Origin of the sequence: Numidum massiliense (genome assembly GCF_001375555.1) — a bacterium.
In the GTDB taxonomy this organism is placed as follows: domain Bacteria; phylum Bacillota; class Bacilli; order Thermoactinomycetales; family Novibacillaceae; genus Numidum; species Numidum massiliense.
Window position 1 is genome coordinate 707,647 of the sequence record NZ_CTDZ01000009.1, and the last position, 14,815, is coordinate 722,461.

Below are 14,815 nucleotides of genomic sequence, written 5' to 3' on the forward strand. Positions count from 1 at the left end.
AGCGTCATTGAACGGTTTCCAACAGTTACTGGCGCTCTGGCTGTCTAAATCGGTTGACTTGTTTTCCGACAAGCAGTTCCCGATTGTGAGCCAGTCCTAATGGGTCGCTGACGACCGATTTTGGGCTGGCTTTTACTATTTTATGAGGAGGGGTTGCGTGTGGCAGATGTACGCGTTGCCGTCGATGTGGGCGGCACATTTACGGATGTATTCGTGTTTAATCAGTCGACAGGAGATATTTCGGTGACGAAAGTGTCCTCGGTGCCTGCGAATCCCGCAGTCGGGATCATTAACGGAGTGAAAAAAAGCGGGGTCCCCGCCGCGGACATCCGTTTGTTCAGTCACGGGACGACGGTGGGAACGAATGCGCTCATTACGCGGCGGTTGCCGCGAGCAGGGTTGGTGGCAACGAGAGGGTTTCGCGACGTGTTGGAAATTGGTCGGGCGACGAAGGAAGATTTATGGGACGCCTATAAAGACCGTGCGACCCCTTATATCCCGCGCCGGGATCGGCTGGAAGTGACGGAACGGATTAACTACGACGGACGGGTAGTCGCTGCGCTCGACGAGGCGGAGGCACGGCGGGTGGCACGCATTTTCAAGCGGCGGGAAGTCGAGTCGATCGCTGTCTGCTTTATTAACGCTTATGTAAACGGTGTCCACGAACGACGGATGAAAGAAATTTTGGAAGAAGAAATTCCCGGGGTGATGGTGTCCATTTCTAGTGAAGTGTTGCCGGAAATTTTTGAAGCCGAGCGCACGAGTACGACGGCTGTTAACGCGGTTCTCGGTCCGGTGTTAGACAAGTACATGAACCACCTCACCCGGGAATTGAAACATATGGGCTATGAACGGGAGGTGCTCGTTCTTCACTCGGGCGGCGGTGTAATGACGGCCGAGACGACCTCCCGCTTCGCCGCGCGAATTGCCGCTTCGGGGTTGGCGGGTGGCGCGGTTGCAATGTCCCACGTCGCCAAACTGTGCGGTTACCCGCATGCGATGGGACTAGATATGGGTGGTACGAGTACGGATGTGTCGCTCATGTGGGACGGCGACCTCCGGGTGACGAAAGACTGGAGTATCGAATACGGTTACCCGATTCGCTTTCCGGCGATCGAGATTAAGACGATCGGTGCGGGCGGCGGTTCAGAAGCGTGGATTGACGACGGCGATTCCTTGCGCAACGGCCCACAGAGCGCGGGCGCTGATCCCGGCCCTGTCTGCTACCGCAAAGGCGGTGAGACGCCGACCAATACGGATGCTAATGTCGTGTTAGGACGACTGGGGGTCAGTCTGTTGAGCGGGGACATGGCGTTAGACGAGGCGGCTGCGCATCGGGCGATCGAAGAAGAAATCGCCGTTCCCTTAGGAATGGACACTGTTGAAGCAGCGGCAGCTATTATTCAATTGGCAAACGCTAACATGTGTGATGCGCTGCGTCTCATTTCTGTACAGAAAGGGTATGATCCGCGTGACTTTGCGCTTGTTGCTTTCGGTGGAGCGGGGCCGTTACACGGAGCGGAAGTGGCGAAGGAGATGCACATACCGACAGTGATCGTGCCGCCGCACCCAGGCATTGCCTCGGCGATGGGCTGCTTGCTTGTCGATATCGCACACGATTTTTCACAGTCGATGGTCGTGTCGGCGACGGAAGAAGGTTTAGCGGAACTTGAAGGCACGTTTCGTTCCTTGGAAGAGCAGGCATTGGAACAGTTAGTGAAAGACGGGGCTGCAGCGAAAGACGTCGAATTGTTGCGTTTTGTGGACATGCGCTATACGGGACAGTGGCGCACCCAAGCGATTCTGTGGCAAAAGGGAGGCATAGACGAGCTGTTGACAGCGTTTCACCGCGAACACGAGCGGGAATTCGCTTTTTCTCGCCCCGAGCAGCCGGTGGAAATCTTCGGTGTGAGACTGCGGGCGGTCGGACGGATTCCAAAACCAGCTTTACCGCGTCATCAGAAGAGAGAGGTAACCATTTTATCTGCTCATGAAACGGTGGGAACCGCTTCTGCATGTCGGCGGGGCGGAGATGACACTCCTTCGAATCAGTCGCATGAACAAACCGTTGTCGTCCGCCCGTTCGACTCGCGACAAGTGTACTTTAAGGAAGCGAGTGGTTTCACGCATACACCAGTCTTTAACCGAAGTGAATTGCCTGCGGGCACGCGCATCGTCGGACCGGCAATCGTCGAACAGATGGATTCGACCACCGTCATTCCACCGGATGTCGTCGCAGAAGTGGACGAGTACTTGAACATTATGATGCACATCGAGCAGGGGGTGTCGTCGTGAACAAAGTGAGCGCTGCAAACAAATTAGAGCCTCTTAATAAGGTAGATGCCGTCGGAGAAGGACATGTTGCGAATGAAATGAACGAACAGTTGGATCCTGTCACATTTGAAGTGTTGAAAAATGCGTTTATCAATTTGGTCGACCAGATGTCGGAACAAATTTTGCGCACGTGCTATTCTTTCGTCATTTATTGCCGCGATTTTTCCAATGCGCTCAGCGATGCCGCAGGGAATACGGTGATGCAGGGAAGTCAAGACATCGCCGTCCACGTCGGGACGCTGCACCAGACCGCTAAGGCGGTGCTCAAGCAGTTCGCAGACGACATCCACCCGGGGGACGTGTTTCTCATTAATGACCCTTATCTCGGAGGCACGCACTTTTGCGATGTGCGGGTGATCCGGCCGGTGTTTGTCGACGGGGAATTGCTCGCATTGCTGCAATCGAATGGTCACTGGGCAGACGTCGGAGGCAGTGTGCCCGGTTCCTTCGACGTGAAGGCGAAAGACTACTACGGCGAAGGGTTGCGCATTCCGCCGCTCAAAGTGTGGGATCGCGGAAAGTATCGCCAAGATGTCGCCAATTTGTTGGCCGCGAACATGCGCGTGCCGGAAGATCGGTTGGGCGATTTGCGCGCCCAGGCTGAGGCGACGCGCGTCGGAGAGAAACGATTGTTGGAGTTGGTAGAGAAATACGGAAAAGAGACCGTAAAAGCGGCCTTTCGCGAGAGTCAAGACTACGTGACGCGGGTCACTGCGAGCCGGATCGAAAAATTGCCCCGGGGCACGTGGGAAACGGAAGATTACATCGATAGCGACCCGACGATCGGGGACGGCATGATCCCGATCCGCGTTAAAATGCGCATCGACGAAGAAGGAATACATTACGACCTCACGGGCACGCATCCGTACATTAATTGTTTTTTGAATTCGGGCTACGGGGCGACGTATTCTGCACTACTCGCGGGAACGAAGACGTTTTTCCCCGATATTCCGCTCAACTCCGGGTTTTATCGCCTGATTAAGGCGACGATCCCCGAGGGGACGGTCGTGAACGCACCCGATCCTGTCGCTGTGACCGGTTTTTGTTCCGGCGTCTTTGAAAAAGTGATGAATGCCATTTTTGAGCTGTGGTCGGGGATCGTTCCGGAACGGGCTATGGCCTGCTCCTTTAACTTGGAATACTTGCTCGTCGGCGGAAGGGATAAGCGGCCTGGCTACGATTCATTCTTCATGTGGTACGACTGGATGGCGGGAGGCTGGGGCGCTCGGCAGGGAAAAGATGGCTCAAATGCGACAGCGCCCGTCTTCGGCGTCGGGTTGTCTGTGCAGCCGGTGGAAGGGCAAGAACGGCTCAGCCCGGTCGTGACGACACAGCACCAAATGATTACCGACTCTGGAGGTCCGGGGCAGTTTCGCGGCGGTTGCGGCGTGGAAAAAGGTGGCGTTCTCACCGACAGTGAGAAGGTCGTCATCTCTAACTGCTGTGACCGCAGTATCTCCTTGACGTGGGGCATCTTTGGTGGGCAGCCGTCCATCCCGCACGGCGTATGGCTCAATCCGCAAACAGCGGGTGAAAGTTATTTGGGAGCCGTTTTTTCCGGAGAGCCTTTACAGACGGGCGATTGTTTCACTCGTCCGAGTGCGGGTGGGGGCGGTTTAGGCGACCCGCTCAAGCGGGACCCGCGCCAAGTGTTAGAGGATGTCATTGACGAGTACGTCTCTGTCGAACGGGCGCGGAAGGACTACGGCGTCGTCATTGAGCCGATCGACCCTGAAGTGTGTAAGTACGCCATCGACTGGGAACAGACGGAAGCCGTGCGGAGAGACATCCGCGCCCAGCGGAAGCAGTGGCTGCAGCAAGATCCGCTGGAGGTGCTGCAAGACTTCATCGACGAAAAGATCGATGCGCTAGACGTCGTTCGGCGCTACGGGGTCATCGTCGATCGCGCCAAACAGCAGGTGCTACCGCGTTCGACGGAACAGTTCCGCGCGATGCTACACCGGCGTACAGTACCGTTCTGGGAGTGAGTGGCGTCGTCCACCGGGTTGCCGCCTAAATAAACGCGATTGTTACAAGCTAATGGCGCACAAGCTAGCGTGCGATGAAACATATATAAAATTTCGTAGAAACAGAGAGGAAGATCGCCATGACAACGACACAAACAGAAAAAATGTTACCAGGGAAACTTTCTTCCGCACTTCATGTGCGCCGCCAAGCGGCAGTGCCAAGAGGACCGTACAACGTTTCCCCTTTATATGTAAAAAAGGCAGAAGGTGCAATTCTCACGGATGTCGACGGGAATGAGCTCATCGATTTTGCTGGCGGGATCGGCATGCAAAACGTGGGACACTGTCACCCGAAAGTCGTTAAGGCCGTGCAAGAACAAGCATCCAGCTGCATGCACAGTTGTTTTCACGTCATGCCCTATGAAAATTATATCGAGCTAGCAGAAAAATTGAACGAGCTCGTTCCCGGAGACTGGGAAAAGAAGACACTGTTTATTAACAGTGGTGCGGAAGCGGTAGAAAATGCGGTTAAAATTGCACGCAAAGCGACGGGGAGGAGTGGCATTCTCTCCTTTCAGCGCGGTTACCACGGACGGACGCTCATGACGATGTCCTTAACGAGCAAAGTGAAACCGTATAAGCACGGGTTTGGTCCCTTTGCGACAGATACGTACAAATTGCCTTATCCGTATTATTACCGAGCGTCGCTAGGCACGACGCCGGATGAGGTAGACGCAAGCATTTTACAACAAATCGAGCAGTTTTTCATCGAGGAGGTTGCGGCGAGCGACATCGCGGCGATCGTGATGGAGCCGGTGCAAGGGGAAGGCGGCTTCGTCGTCCCGTCGCGCACCTTTGTACAGGGCATCCGCGACATTTGCGACAAGTATGGCATTCTCTTCATTGCCGATGAAATCCAGACGGGTTTCGGGCGTACGGGAAAAATGTTTGCCATTGAGCATTTCGGGGTGGCCGCCGACTTGGTAACGATGTCGAAGTCGATCGCCGCCGGGATGCCTCTCAGTGCGGTAACGGGTCGGGCAGAGTTGATGGACGCACCGGAGAGTGGACAGTTGGGAGGTACCTTTGCCGGGAGCCCGGTATCGTGTGCCGCGGCACTCGCTGTACTAGAAGTGCTCGAAGAGGAAAAATTGTTAGCACGCGCGGCGGTCATCGGCGAGCGCATGCACGCAGCATTTACAGAGATGGCGACAACGTACGACATCATCGGCGATGTTCGCGGACTCGGGGCGATGACAGCGATCGAACTCGTGGAAAACCGCGCCACGAAACAGCCGGCGACAGCGGCGACGGCGCGCATTTTGGAGCGCTGCTGGAAAAATGGGCTACTCGCCGTCAGCGCAGGCATTAACGGGAATGTCCTCCGCTTCCTACCGCCTCTCGTCATTGCGGACGAACAACTGACGGCGGGATTAAATATATTGACGACGGCGATTGCCGCGGAGTACCGCTAACAGAGGTTTTTACGGGCCATGCGTAGCAGGAATAGCAGCGATAAGAACGGCTGATCGAGTGGAGCCAAAAGTGTCCACTCGATCGACTAAAGGCAACGAATCGTGCCCGTCCGATCGACTGGGTGCAACGAACGGTGTTTACAAAGTTGACGACAACGTATGTCGTTTGTGTGGTCGACCGCAAAGCGGAAAAAAGAAGCGGAGGATGATTTGTGAAACAAGAAGCTCAACTGGATAAAGTGTTGTCGCGATTTGACGTCTTAGCGCTCGCTTTTGGCGCGATGATTGGTTGGGGATGGGTTGTGCTCGCCGGGGAGTGGATTAGCCAAGCAGGTGTGCTCGGATCGGTCGCCGCCTTTCTCGGCGGCGGAGCGATGGTGCTGTTTGTCGGGCTCGTCTACTCGGAACTGACGTCCGCCATGCCGGAAACAGGCGGGGTTAATATTTTTTTAACTCGGGCGTTGGGGAGTCGCTGGGCGTTCATCGGTTGTTGGTCGCTCGCGATGGGATACATCTCGGTCGTCGCCTTTGAGGCGGTCGCGCTCCCTACCGTCATCGACTATTTGTTTCCCGGTTTTCAGGCGGGCTATTTGTGGGAAGTTGCCGGCTTTGAAGTTTACCTATCGTGGGCGGGGATCGGCATTGCCGGATCGCTTATCGTCATGTGGATCAACTACCGTGGCATTAAGCAAGCCGCCTTTTTCCAAATTGTATGTACCGTTATGCTCACACTCATCGGACTCGTACTCATTGTAGGTAGTCCGCTGACGGAAAGCCCCGCTGGGGTGTCACCGCTATTTGCGGGGGGAGCGGTCGGTTTGTTCGGCGTGCTAATCATGACGCCGTTCATGTTTGTCGGGTTTGACGTCATCCCGCAAACGGCGGCAGAAATCAATCTACCCTATAGGCAAATCGGGAAAGTGTTAATTTTGTCCGTCGCGATGGCCGTCGTCTGGTATATCGGCATCGTATATGCCGTCGGCCATTCTCTTAGCCGCGAGGCGATTACTACCTCTTCCTTACCGACAGCCGATGCGCTTGCAGCCGTTTTGGGGACGCCTTGGGGCGGGAAGTTACTCATAATCGGCGGCATTGGCGGGATTTTGACGAGTTGGAACGCCTTTTTTGTCGGGGGTAGCCGCATTTTGTACGTCATGGCGCAAAAAGGGATGCTGCCGCAAATATTCGGTAGGTTGCACCCAAAGTATCATACACCAGCTAATGCGATCTTGCTTATCGGCGGTGTGTCGTTGCTCGCCCCTTTATTCGGCCGTCAGACGCTGCTCTGGCTGACGAACGCGGGTAGTCTCTCCATTATGATTACGTATATCCTCGTGTCTATCGCGTTCGTGTGGCTGCGGAAGCGGGAACCGCAGATGGAACGGCCGTTTCGCGCTGGTAAATCTGCTTGGATTGGCTGGGCAGCTATTGTGACCAGTGTGATTTTAGGTGTGCTTTACTTACCGGGAATGCCAGCCGCACTCGAGTGGCCGTATGAATGGGCGATGTTACTCGCTTGGTGGGGCGTCGGTGCCGTCTATTTTTTCCGTCTGCGCGCGAGAGAGAAGTCTCGGGAGGGCGAGGTTGCAGAACGAACGACCGCAACGGTGGATCGTGCTCAATAACCACCGCCCTGAATGGTGGTGTGCCCAATAACGGATCGCTGGTCATGATAGCTTATGCGCACACAATAATGGATCAATCGTAAACAGGAGTGAGAGAAAGATGAGAATTGACAACTACATTCGCGGGTGGCGCAAGCCTGAGCGAGGGGAGTATGTCCAGTGTGTGAGTCCGCACGACGCGAAGGAAGTGTGTGCGGCGTATCCCCGAAGTACCGCGGAAGATGTGCGGCTGGCAATTGCAGCGGCGAAAGAGGCGTTTCCCGCTTGGAAAAAGTTAACTGCTCCACAGCGCGGCGCTTATTTGCAGCGTGCGGCGCAAATATTGAAGGAAGAGGCTAAAACGATCGGGCGGGATTTGACTCGCGAAGAAGGAAAAACGTTGGCTGAAGGGATCGGGGAAACATTGCGCGCTGCGGCTATCTTGGAGTTTTTCGCTGGCGAAGGGTTTCAACCAGCGGGAGAAGTCATCCCTTCGGCAGACCGAGGAACATTTTTGTACACGACGCGGATGCCGCACGGACCGGTCGGACTCATTACGCCGTGGAATTTTCCGATCGCCATACCGGCGTGGAAAATGGCGCCAGCACTCATATACGGCAACACAGTTGTCCTTAAGCCAGCGGAGTTGACGCCCGTATCCGTCTACCACCTCGTACGGGCGCTGCACGAAGCGGGGATCCCGGAAGGTGTCGTCAACTGTGTATTTGGTTCGGGATCCGTCTTAGGAGCGGAGATGGTGGGGCATCCGGATGTAAAAGCGATTTCCTTTACTGGTTCAAACAGCGTCGGGTCGCGCATCCGCGAACAGTGTGCTGCCCTCGGTAAGCCAGCGCAGCTAGAGTTAGGCGGCAAAAACCCACTCATCGTGCTCGAGGACGCTGACCTTGAGCAGGCCGTATCGCTTGCGATCTCCGGTGCGTTCCGTTCTACCGGACAGAAGTGTACTGCCACGAGTCGTGTGATCGTCGCCGAAAAAGTGTATGATGAGTTTCGGGAACGGTTACTGACGGAGACGAAACGAGTGCGGGTCGGCAATCCTTTGGACGCGGCGACGTTTATGGGACCGCTCGCTTCCCGTGAGCAGTGGGAAACAGTGAGGCGCATGATTGCCGCGGGCAAAGCAGAAGCAGCGTTGCTCACCGGGGGCGAAGTGCCTGAAGATGAACACTTAGCGGGTGGTTATTACATTCAGCCGACGATTTTTGAAAATGTGCCGCGGGAGGCGACGATTGCACGGGAAGAAATTTTCGGCCCAGTGATCGCACTGTTCAAAGTGAAAACGTTTGACGAAGCGGTTGCGTTGGCAAACGATACAACCTTCGGATTGAGTGCCTCTGTCTGCACGCGCGATTTGTCGCTTGCGCACCGCTTTGCGGAAGAAATCGAAGTCGGAATGGTCCACATAAACTCCGAGACGGCCGGAGCCGAGCCACAGGCGCCGTTTGGCGGGTGTAAAGGGTCCGGAACGGGGCTGCGCGAACAAGGAAAGACCGCGATCGATTTTTACACCCAAGTGAAGACCGTTTACATGACTCACAGTTAAAACGGGAGAGGGATAGCACATGTTTACTGGGAAAACGTATTTTTTAGCGGGACACGCCCGCCTGCCGCAAGGTATTGCGGCGCATAGTGTGTACGACGTCTTGACGATTACGGTCGAGGTGGACAATAAATACCAAGTAATCCTCGAAGCGTCATGCACGCTGGCGACCGACCATGGAAGGGATTATGTCAGCCAAATTTTACGGGGCTGCAGCCTACAAGATGACTTCGAACAGTTGCGCCGCCGCATTATGAATTACTACAAAGGTAAGGCGCAAAGCGCGATCGTCGCTGCGTTGAAGGACTTGTACAACCAATACTTAGAGCAGCAACAAAAAAACGGTGCAAAACAATAAATTTAGGACTTCGAACGACACAAAGGCACCAGAACAGGGACAAGAAAATAAACAAACGAAACCACTTGACAAATAGGAATAGTGGGTTTAAAATGAACTCATAATTGATGAAACGGATCGTATTCATGGGTGGCTGATCCCTTCCCAACTCCGATACGAACGCTCGTCAATCGCACACACAACCGTAAATACGGACTGCCTACATTTGCCGGACTTTGAGCGATCAAAGCACCACGCAAACAGAACAGCCAGTCACACCATCCTAAGGGGTGGTATGACTGGCTTTATATTTTTTCGAGGAGGAAAAAACATGGGATTAGTAACGAGTGAAAAAGAGCGAAAGTATGTCCAGAAGCACCGCGCCTACGAGGTGATGCCGCACCCGAAGCACCCGCGCCTTTACCATTTGCAGCTTGATGGGGAACTGTTGGCCCGCTTTTTCGACAAATGCAAAGAGGAGACGGAACAGTCGTTAGAATACGTACCGTATGCGCGGCACGTGATCGCCCACTACATGCGGGAGTTGTTCGGCGGCTCCTTCCAAGAAACGCTGCGCGGCATTCTCCACGACCGCGAGAGCGGTGGATTTACGATCGGGGTGCAGGGGTGCACGACTAACCCCGCCGACTATGTGAAGTTTGCCACCGCCCTCACCCACTTAGTCGGGATTCCCAACTTTGACGCGATGAGCGGCAAGTACTACGCCCGCTTTACAGTTAAAGATACGGATAACAGCGATTCGTATTTGCGTCAGGCGTATCGCCTGTTTACACTACACACCGACGGCACGTTCGTCGATGAAGCGACGGATTGGCTGCTCATGATGAAGATGGCAGAAGAAAATGCGGTTGGTGGGGAATCGCGTTTGCTCCATCTCGACGATTGGGAGGATTTAGAGAAGTTTAGCACCGATCCGCTCGCCACGTATGAGATGACGTATAAGGCGCCGCCGAGCAAAAACGTGCAAGAAGTGGTACGGCGGAGCACGTTTTTCCAGCACAACAACGCCCCGTGCATTTGCTTTATCGACCAGTTTGCCCATCCGGAGACGGTCGAGCAGGCCCTTTACTTAAAGAAATTGTCGCATTCGGTAGAAAACAGTCCCGCGACGCACGCTTTAAAGCTTCCCGTAGGGGATCTCGTCATGCTGAACAACTTGTTCTGGATGCACGGGCGGGCCGCTTTTGAGAAACACCCCCAACTGCATCGCGAGCTCATGCGACAACGGGGCCGCTTCGCGCAAGTGTAGCATGCATCCGTACACACTGATGTTTAACAAAGGAGCGCTTGGAACACGAACGCGTATCGATCGACTTACGCGCCGAAACATTAACTGCGGCAGACACATTAACTTCGTTAATAAGAATTAAGGAACGATTTACAGGCAGGCTCTCCGGCGGAGGAAGCCTGCCTTCTTATACAATTTAAAACGAAGGTTGCCTTCTTGTGTTAACGATCGGAGGTTGTTTTCCAAGACAAAAAAAAGGGAAGCAACTTAGGAGGTAGTGTACATTGTACGATGTAGTCATTATCGGGGGTGGCATCGTCGGTTTATCGACCGGGAGATTGCTCGCCGAACAGGCACCCCACGCAAAAATAGCAGTTATCGAAAAAGAAGATGGTCCGGCTCGCCATCAAACCGGCCGCAACAGCGGCGTGATTCACTCCGGCATATATTACACACCGGGCAGCCTGAAAGCAAAATTGGCGCGGCAGGGAAATGCTGCCATGGTGCGGTTTTGTGAAACACACGACATCCCTTACGACGTCTGCGGCAAAGTCATCGTTGCGACGGAACGGGAAGAGGTACCGCTGTTGGAGCGGTTGTACGAAAGGGGACAGCAAAATGAGATCGCCGTCAGTATGCTCGGCTCCGAAGAATTGCGCGAGATTGAGCCCCACGTCAAAGGCATACAGGCGATTCGCGTACCGAGCTGTGGCATCGTCGACTACAAAGCCGTATCCACGGCACTTGCCCGTATCATTCGCGAGCAAGGGGGTGACCTGCTTTACGGGACGAAAGTGGAAAAGATCGCGGAAGGAAAGGACGGCGTCACGTTGGAGACGAACAAAGGCAGTTTCCAGTCCCGCTTCGTCATTAACTGTGCGGGCTTGTACAGCGACAAGGTAGCACAAGGAAGCGGCGTGCGCACAGGCATGAAAATTGTCCCCTTCCGCGGGGAGTATTACGAGCTCGTGCCGGAAAAGCGCCATTTGGTGAAGAACTTGATCTATCCCGTGCCGAATCCGGATTTCCCTTTTTTAGGTGTCCATTTTACGCGCATGATGGACGGTTCCATTCACGCTGGGCCCAATGCGGTGCTCAGTTTTAAGCGCGAAGGCTATCGGAAAACGTCGTTTAACATACGAGAGTTTTCCGAGGTGATGGTTTACACCGGCTTTTGGAAGCTCGCCATTGCCAATATGGGTGAAGGATTGAAAGAGATGTGGCGTTCGTTAAGCAAAAAGGCGTTCCTAAAAAGCTTGCAACGGATGATTCCGGAGCTTACGTTAGAAGATATTCGCCCCGCCGATGCAGGCGTACGTGCGCAAGCGTTAAAGCCGAACGGTGATTTAGTGGACGATTTTGCGATTTTTCACGGAGAACACTCGCTGCACGTCTGTAACGCTCCTTCGCCGGCGGCGACGGCGTCGATTTTGATCGGCCAGACGATTGTCGAAAGCATACCGGACGCGGTTCTCGCGTCGCGCGTGTCGATGAACGTTTCTAATGGTACGGTGTCTTCGGCGAAAATACCAGCAACGAATCCGTAGGTCACGCTGTGTTTTCATGCAACTCCGTAGCTCCCCTCGTATTTTCACGCATCTAACGGGGGAAGACCGCCTAAATGGGCGGTTTTTCTGTTATATTATATTATAGTTGCATACAACAAACGACAATAAGGTGTGTTTTAAACGTGGCAATTTTAAAAAATGATTGGGCGCCGTTGTTGGAACAGGAATTTACGAAACCGTATTACCTTAAGCTACGGCGTTTTTTAGTAGACGAGTACAACAATCGCGTCATTTATCCCGACAAATATGACATTTACAACGCTCTACACTATACGTCTTACGAAAACACGAAGGTCGTTATTTTAGGTCAAGACCCGTATCACGGCCCCGGACAAGCCCACGGTTTGAGTTTTTCGGTCCAACCGGGAGTGAAAGCGCCGCCGTCTTTGCAAAATATTTTCAAAGAACTGCACGACGACTTAGGTTGCGCGATCCCGAATAACGGGTGTCTTATTAAGTGGGCCGAGCAAGGCGTGTTGTTGCTCAACACGGTACTCACCGTCAGACAGAGGATGCCTCATTCACACAAGGGCATGGGTTGGGAGACGTTTACCGACGAAGTGATCCGCACGTTGAACGAACGAGAGACGCCAGTCGTATTCATTTTATGGGGCAGGCATGCGCAGGCGAAGCAAGAACTGATTACGTCGGCCAAACATTGCATAATAAAATCCCCTCATCCGAGCCCGTTTTCGGCGAACAGGGGCTTTTTCGGAAGCCGCCCGTTCTCGCGCACGAATCGGTTTTTGCGGGAAATTGGGCGGGCGGAGATTGACTGGCAGCTACCGGACGTTTGAGCTGGAGACGTGTGTTAAACGAGCCAATTATTAAGAATTGTTCAGTATATGTGTGACATGAGCGGTATTCGTCGACGTTTCCTGAATAAACAGATGAAACGTCGACGTTTTCACTGTGAGACAGGTTGAAAAATAGCTGGGAGTATATCAGTAACGTAACGATGATCACTCGCTATGTTCTTTCTTCTTTTCTCCCGCTTCATTCATTTTCTTGTTGCCTTCTTCGACATATTCCTTCCACTGTTGGTTGCCACTATCTACAGCTTGTTTCCATGCCTCATTCCCGGTATCCACAGCATAGCGCCATTTTTCATTTGCGTAATTAACTACTTTGGAAAACATTGTTGAAGAAGGGTGTTCACGATCATTATATTTTTCTTTTAAATAAGCTTGTGCCGATTTCAAGCGTTCTTTCTCGCGCTCGCTCTTCTTTTTCATGCTTTCCTTCGTACTTAAAGCTAATTTTTTCATCCTTTCCTTAATTTGAATAGATTGCTCTTTTCCTTCTTCCTTCCATTCTAACCAGCTTTTCTGTATTTGTTCGTACTGCTCCCTCATGTATTTCTTTAATTCGCGTTCCGAATCGACATACGTAAATTCCCCATTACCTGCACTCGCCACTTTTTTTAATAGGTTTTTCCCTTCATTATCTACATCAAAACCAATGATGTTCACGATTGTTTCAATATCGGAAGAAACCAAATCTTTTGCTGCTTTAACCGGATTACCGCCACACGTTTCGATCCCGTCGCTCACGACATACACCACGACGTCATCTGTATTTTTAGGAATATCGTCCTTAACTGTTTCTAGGGCGAGGGCAATCGGCGTCCAACCTGCCGGCTTCACTTTATTCAAAGCATTTTTGAATTTTTCACTATCGTAATTCCCTTCATAATACTTTTCCGAACTACCACATGACAATTTTTTATCCGCTTCGCTGCCGGATCCTTTGTGACCATAGACGCGCATTGAAATTGTCGCTTCTTCCGGAACCTGCTTAGCAAATTCCAAAACGGCTTCTTTTGCCGCTTCAATTCTTGTCTTATTGCCCACCATTTCTTCCATACTTCCACTTGCGTCAATTAAAATGGCATAATGTGCGGTTTTTAAAGTGGGCGAGTTATGGTTTCGTCAGGTCGTTCAACATTGACATCAAATGAAAAGTCAAAATTTACAAATGTCTCCACTTCCTCGTGGTAATCTTCGGATAGTAAGTAGAGCATTTCCTCTAAATATTGTTCCTCCGTTAGGTTATCTGGCAATTTATCAAGTGTTTCGTTAACCTTTGCTTCATCGTATCGATCACCGCTAAAAACACCAGGATATCGTAGCAACTCTTTTTCAATATCTGTTAATGTACGTTTAGGATTTTCAATTTCGTAATATTTCACTTTCCTCGGTATGTATTTATCTTCCGTTTTATTTTTGGTATTATTTTCTGCTTGTTTCGGTTTATTTTCCTTACTTTCGGGCGCCTGAGATTTAACTGGCTGCTCGTCCTTTTTTACTGACTGATCATCTGTAAAAGAACATGCTGTTAGAAAAATTGCCAAAAAGATAACCGAGTATAAGATTCTCTTCATTAAAGTCCCTCTTCCTTCCAAGTGTATTTTTCCACTCTAGTATTCTATCATAATTATCATTTATTGAGGAGTGCGATTGTAGAATAATTCGTCTATGTCCTACGGTTCAGGGATACTAAGTAGTTCATCGAAGTGTTTTCTACCTTTTGCACGGATGGGCGCAAGTGTGGCTTTTTGTCGAATAAGGTTCTTCCTCGCGTCGCAAGTTGTGTTTTTGTACTTGCATCGCTTACATAAACGACGTATACTTGATTAAAATACAGTATATTGTACTTTGTAGAGGCGAGCTACGACGGTTTAAGAGCGTATGGAACAGCCTCATATAGAAGAGGAGGTG

Annotated in this window: 11 protein-coding genes; 9 read left to right on the top strand and 2 right to left on the bottom strand. The window is 52.2% G+C overall.

The window, feature by feature from the left end; all coding sequences use genetic code 11:
- Positions 1-159: 159 nt before the first annotated feature.
- From BN1247_RS03945 to BN1247_RS03985, 9 genes are all read left to right on the top strand, one after another.
- Positions 160-2,295: a hydantoinase/oxoprolinase family protein gene (locus tag BN1247_RS03945; protein WP_054949233.1), complete on the top strand. Its 2,136-nt coding sequence runs from the start codon at positions 160-162 to the stop codon at positions 2,293-2,295.
- The gene (locus tag BN1247_RS03950) at positions 2,292-4,322 is read left to right on the top strand and encodes a hydantoinase B/oxoprolinase family protein (RefSeq protein WP_315969588.1); all 2,031 of its coding nucleotides are present in this window, start codon (positions 2,292-2,294) and stop codon (positions 4,320-4,322) included. The genes BN1247_RS03945 and BN1247_RS03950 overlap by 4 nt, the downstream gene beginning before the upstream one ends.
- Positions 4,323-4,441: 119 nt before the next feature.
- The gene (gabT, locus tag BN1247_RS03955) at positions 4,442-5,776 is read left to right on the top strand and encodes a 4-aminobutyrate--2-oxoglutarate transaminase (RefSeq protein WP_054949234.1); all 1,335 of its coding nucleotides are present in this window, start codon (positions 4,442-4,444) and stop codon (positions 5,774-5,776) included.
- Between the two features lie 212 nt (positions 5,777-5,988).
- Positions 5,989-7,401 carry an APC family permease gene (locus BN1247_RS03960; RefSeq protein ID WP_054949235.1) on the top strand — a complete coding sequence of 471 codons (1,413 nt, stop codon included), beginning with the start codon at positions 5,989-5,991 and terminating at the stop codon, positions 7,399-7,401.
- A gap of 100 nt (positions 7,402-7,501) precedes the next feature.
- Entirely contained in the window at positions 7,502-8,944 is a 1,443-nt protein-coding gene (locus BN1247_RS03965) for an aldehyde dehydrogenase family protein (RefSeq protein ID WP_054949236.1), read from the top strand.
- A 19-nt stretch (positions 8,945-8,963) separates the two neighbouring features.
- Complete coding sequence (locus BN1247_RS03970; protein ID WP_054949237.1) at positions 8,964-9,299, top strand: DUF3870 domain-containing protein; 336 nt, start codon at positions 8,964-8,966, stop codon at positions 9,297-9,299.
- Positions 9,300-9,609: 310 nt separating this feature from the next.
- On the top strand, positions 9,610-10,548 hold the full coding sequence (glaH, locus tag BN1247_RS03975) for a glutarate dioxygenase GlaH (protein WP_054949238.1): 939 nt from the start codon (positions 9,610-9,612) through the stop codon (positions 10,546-10,548).
- A gap of 263 nt (positions 10,549-10,811) precedes the next feature.
- Positions 10,812-12,074: an L-2-hydroxyglutarate oxidase gene (gene lhgO / locus BN1247_RS03980; RefSeq protein WP_054949239.1), complete on the top strand. Its 1,263-nt coding sequence runs from the start codon at positions 10,812-10,814 to the stop codon at positions 12,072-12,074.
- A gap of 143 nt (positions 12,075-12,217) precedes the next feature.
- Positions 12,218-12,892 (top strand): uracil-DNA glycosylase, encoded by a 675-nt coding sequence (locus BN1247_RS03985; protein WP_054949240.1) that lies wholly within the window; start codon positions 12,218-12,220, stop codon positions 12,890-12,892.
- A gap of 165 nt (positions 12,893-13,057) precedes the next feature.
- Here BN1247_RS03985 and BN1247_RS18105 read toward each other — a convergent pair whose 3' ends face one another.
- Together BN1247_RS18105 and BN1247_RS18110 are read right to left on the bottom strand one after the other, a co-directional pair.
- Positions 13,058-13,960: a vWA domain-containing protein gene (locus tag BN1247_RS18105; RefSeq protein ID WP_231633123.1), complete on the bottom strand. Its 903-nt coding sequence runs from the start codon at positions 13,958-13,960 to the stop codon at positions 13,058-13,060.
- 41 nt (positions 13,961-14,001) lie between these two features.
- On the bottom strand, positions 14,002-14,478 hold the full coding sequence (locus BN1247_RS18110) for a hypothetical protein (RefSeq protein ID WP_231633125.1): 477 nt from the start codon (positions 14,476-14,478) through the stop codon (positions 14,002-14,004).
- Positions 14,479-14,815: the final 337 nt, after the last annotated feature.

Coding starts and splice junctions, on each gene's coding strand:
- gabT (WP_054949234.1), top strand. CDS start 4,442: ATGACAACGACACAAACAGAAAAAATGTTACCAGGGAAACTTTCTTCC.
- BN1247_RS03965 (WP_054949236.1), top strand. CDS start 7,502: ATGAGAATTGACAACTACATTCGCGGGTGGCGCAAGCCTGAGCGAGGG.
- BN1247_RS03970 (WP_054949237.1), top strand. CDS start 8,964: ATGTTTACTGGGAAAACGTATTTTTTAGCGGGACACGCCCGCCTGCCG.
- glaH (WP_054949238.1), top strand. CDS start 9,610: ATGGGATTAGTAACGAGTGAAAAAGAGCGAAAGTATGTCCAGAAGCAC.
- BN1247_RS18105 (WP_231633123.1), bottom strand. CDS start 13,960: ATGGAAGAAATGGTGGGCAATAAGACAAGAATTGAAGCGGCAAAAGAA.
- BN1247_RS18110 (WP_231633125.1), bottom strand. CDS start 14,478: ATGAAGAGAATCTTATACTCGGTTATCTTTTTGGCAATTTTTCTAACA.